Consider the following 3573-nt stretch of genomic DNA (forward strand, 5'->3'; position numbering starts at 1 on the left):
CCCGCCGATTGCACTTAATATGTTAATTCAGCTTCTAATTGATTAAATACGCAGGGTTTTAAATGTTTCTTTCTCTGAAAATGAGACCGGAAATCCCATGTTATTCTATTTAATCCCGGGATAAGACTGTGTGAGATAGTCACAATATATCAATTAACGGATAAGCATTAACAGATAAGGTAGCAATCTTATGGCAGCATTTCAATGTAACGTAGTTCGCTTGGTGTTTAATCATTATCCTGAACGATATCAAAAGGCGCTATTGATGATAAGAGCATTACTATTTGACATCGCATCAAAAACCGAAGGCGTCGGTGCCATTACCGAGATGCTGAAATGGGGGCAACCCAGTTATCTTACTCTTGAAACTGGATCGGGAACAACAATCCGTCTGGATCGTTTCGGTGATTCGCATGTGGCTATCTTTTTTCACTGCCAGACCACATTAATTGATACGTTCAGAACACTTTTCCCTGAACTGAATTATTCAAAAAATCGGGCAATTGTTTTTGATCCCAAAAACGATTTGCCCACAGATGAGTTGAGTATATGTATTGAAATGGCTCTCAGTTATAAATTGAAGAAAAAGAGATAAGGCCTTCATTGGTAAACAAGTGGCCTGATACTCATCCCTTTAAGCATACTGAGCCACGCGAAAAACAAGATCCCCATCAGAATGATGAATAATGATTGAGGTGGCAGCTTGGTAAGCACAACACCACTTAACACCGGATTAAAAGCACCGCCTAATAATCCCAATGCCTGAGCCGAAAAATAGCTGGATTTCATCCCTTCCGGCGCGATATTGTCAATAAGCATATATTCTCCCGGCGCATAGATGAGTTCACCCAGAGTGAAAATAACGGCTGCCAGCCCCCAAAGGTAAAGGTTTTTGTCCGCTATCATAAAGACGGCTAATCCCATTAAGAAAAAGAAGCTGCCTAATGTCATGAGTTTCTTAAGATTTTCCGGACGTATGCGTTTACCTACCGCATATTGTAAAGTGACAACCACAGCAGCATTCACCGGCAATACAACACCGATAACCGCTTCAGCCAAGGCACTGTCAGCTACTGTCAGGACATATTGTGAGATCCAGATGGTAAAAGAGCCGAACACCAATGAGCCAAGAAAAGTTGACAGAACAAACCAGGGCAGTGCGCGATCACGTAACATGGCTGTCGGCTCCCACACGGTTGCTGATTTATCACTGTTTGCGGCAACGCGGACGCTTTGAACATAGCGCTGAATAAAAATAATTGAAACGGAAGCGGAAACGGCTGCCAACCAGAACGGAAGGTTGATGCTGTACATCAAAAGCCATGTACCGACTGGCGGGCCGACAGTCCAACCTATATTAATAAAGGTGTAGTTTAGCGAAAAAACTTTCGCTTTCGTTGGCGTTGGCAGTGTATCAGCAAGATAACCTTTCAGTACCGTCGAAAAGACAGAATAGGAACAATTTATCAACGAGATAAAAACCACAACCAAGCCTGCGTGATTGATCAGGGGAATCGCAATAAAACCACAGATAAACCCAATAACAGCCAACAGCATATAGCGTTTTTTATCGAATTTATCCGCCAGAATCCCAAACCCTATACTGAAGAGTACGCCAATACTGAAAGCAACAGAGATAGCAAGCCCGACCATATCAACAGGCATCTGATACTGACGGGTCAGGTAGATAGCCATAAAGGGAATAGTGGCTCCACGCCCTATGGTCAAAAGCAGAGACGAGAACAGTAATGCACTGGTTGAGATATTTGATTTGGAAAACATTCACCCACGTCCTGAAACATTTTTTGTTATACAATTGTTATCTAATTAATAACTAAATTACAGAAATTTTCAGTAGTAAGAAATGCCACGGGCAGGCCAAAACAGTGGGAAGAGCAAAAACGGCATTTTATATCACGCTTGCTTGCTATGTTCTCGCACCTTGATATTGATTTAGTAAAATCTGTTTTTCAACTCTGTTTACTTAACGGTAACAATATTGTTTTTAATATTTTTCTTTATTTTTGATTGTAAAAATAAAGGTCTTTAACCATAAGATAATGACTTCAATGAAAGAGGATTCATTATGGCCTTGCTAAGACTGGATCATATTCAACTCGCTATGCCTAAAGGCAAAGAAGAAATTGCGCGTAAATTTTATGCAGATACGCTTGGATTAACTGAAATACAAAAACCAGCACATCTTGCAAAACGTGGAGGATGTTGGTTTAAAGGTGGTGATGTTCAAGTGCATTTAGGCGTACAAGAAGATTTTCAGCCTGCAACCAAGGCTCATCCTGCATTTTTAGTTGATAATCTTGATGAATTACGTGTTTTGCTCGTTAATGCTGGTTACAGATGCAAGGACGATGAACCACTTGAAGGATTCAACAGATTTCATGTTTATGATCCTTTTGGAAACAGAATTGAATTAATGGAGATCTCTTAATTAGTTTTATTAAGAGACAAGTGTCTACGGGGAACACTTCATCATCCTCGTCGGTTTATCCCCGTACTCACGGGGAACACGTACTGCAACCACAATGGATCGCATTCCAAAACGGTTTATCCCCGTACTCACGGGGAGCACTTTTTCTTGTTTCCCCCGCTACAGCACATCGCCGGTTTATCTCCGTACTCACGGGGAACACCTGTTTAGTGGTTAATGTGTTCATTTGATAAACGGTTTATCCCCGTACTCACGGGGAACACAGCATTTCAGTATTCGACCAGCCTGAAACTTCCGGTTTATCCCCGTACTCACGGGGAACACTTTCTTCCCGCCCGAAGAAGATAAACTTTTACCGGTTTATCCCTGTACTCACGGGGAACACTGCGCTGGATTTAAGTGCAAAAACGTGGATCCCGGTTTATCCCCGTACTCACGGGGAACACGCGCCTGCGCTACCGTTCCCGCCAATACCATCCGGTTTATCCCCGTACTCACGGGGAACACATTATACACGTGTATAATGGGGTATTTTGATACGGTTTATCCCCGTACTCACGGGGAACACAAGCGGTGATGCTGTTCATTGTGGCGGCTTCGCGGTTTATCCCCGTACTCACGGGGAACACTCTGTTTGCAAATGGGTTTAAATATGATGAGTCGGTTTATCCCCGTACTCACGGGGAACACTTTCTGGCATGAGCAACACCCTGTCTGATTTCCGGTTTATCCCCGTACTCACGGGGAACACAAATCTAGCCTTAAGTAGTTTTCTTTTTCGTACGGTTTATCCCCGTACTCACGGGGAACACTGCTCGTTCAGTAGGGCAACCGTCTGTTGTTGCGGTTTATCCCCGTACTCACGGGGAACACAAAGTACGGGCAAGTTCGCCACCGATCTTGTCCGGTTTATCCCCGTACTCACGGGGAACACATTGAATCAGCAATGCTATTCAAATAATTTGTCGGTTTATCCCCGTACTCACGGGGAACACGCTACCGTTGACGATAAACCCGTGTATATAGCCGGTTTATCCCCGTACTCACGGGGAACACGGTCGTTTATTTAGTGGCCTATGGTGAGCAAACGGTTTATCCCCGTACTCACGGGGAACACATACTAA

At 43.5% G+C, this 3573-nt stretch carries 3 protein-coding genes and 1 CRISPR repeat array; of the genes, 2 read left to right on the plus strand and 1 reads right to left on the minus strand.

Annotated features, from left to right (window positions below):
- The first annotated feature begins 190 nt into the window (after positions 1–190).
- Entirely contained in the window at positions 191–595 is a 405-nt protein-coding gene (locus PSI17_RS16175; protein ID WP_273552941.1) for a DUF1801 domain-containing protein, read from the plus strand.
- Positions 596–600: 5 nt separating this feature from the next.
- Here PSI17_RS16175 and ydeE read toward each other — a convergent pair whose 3' ends face one another.
- Entirely contained in the window at positions 601–1782 is a 1182-nt protein-coding gene (gene ydeE / locus PSI17_RS16180) for an efflux MFS transporter YdeE (protein ID WP_273552942.1), read from the minus strand.
- 304 nt (positions 1783–2086) lie between these two features.
- On the opposite strand from ydeE, the gene PSI17_RS16185 reads away from it, so the two are divergent.
- The gene (locus tag PSI17_RS16185) at positions 2087–2449 is read left to right on the plus strand and encodes a VOC family protein (RefSeq protein WP_273552943.1); all 363 of its coding nucleotides are present in this window, start codon (positions 2087–2089) and stop codon (positions 2447–2449) included.
- Between the two features lie 51 nt (positions 2450–2500).
- Positions 2501–3566: a CRISPR direct-repeat array (repeat unit 29 nt; unit sequence CGGTTTATCCCCGTACTCACGGGGAACAC).
- The last annotated feature ends 7 nt before the right edge of the window (positions 3567–3573 follow it).

The organism is Xenorhabdus sp. IM139775 (assembly GCF_028598745.1).
Classification (GTDB): domain Bacteria; phylum Pseudomonadota; class Gammaproteobacteria; order Enterobacterales; family Enterobacteriaceae; genus Xenorhabdus.

Coding starts and splice junctions, on each gene's coding strand:
- PSI17_RS16175 (WP_273552941.1), top strand. CDS start 191: ATGGCAGCATTTCAATGTAACGTAGTTCGCTTGGTGTTTAATCATTAT.
- ydeE (WP_273552942.1), bottom strand. CDS start 1,782: ATGTTTTCCAAATCAAATATCTCAACCAGTGCATTACTGTTCTCGTCT.
- PSI17_RS16185 (WP_273552943.1), top strand. CDS start 2,087: ATGGCCTTGCTAAGACTGGATCATATTCAACTCGCTATGCCTAAAGGC.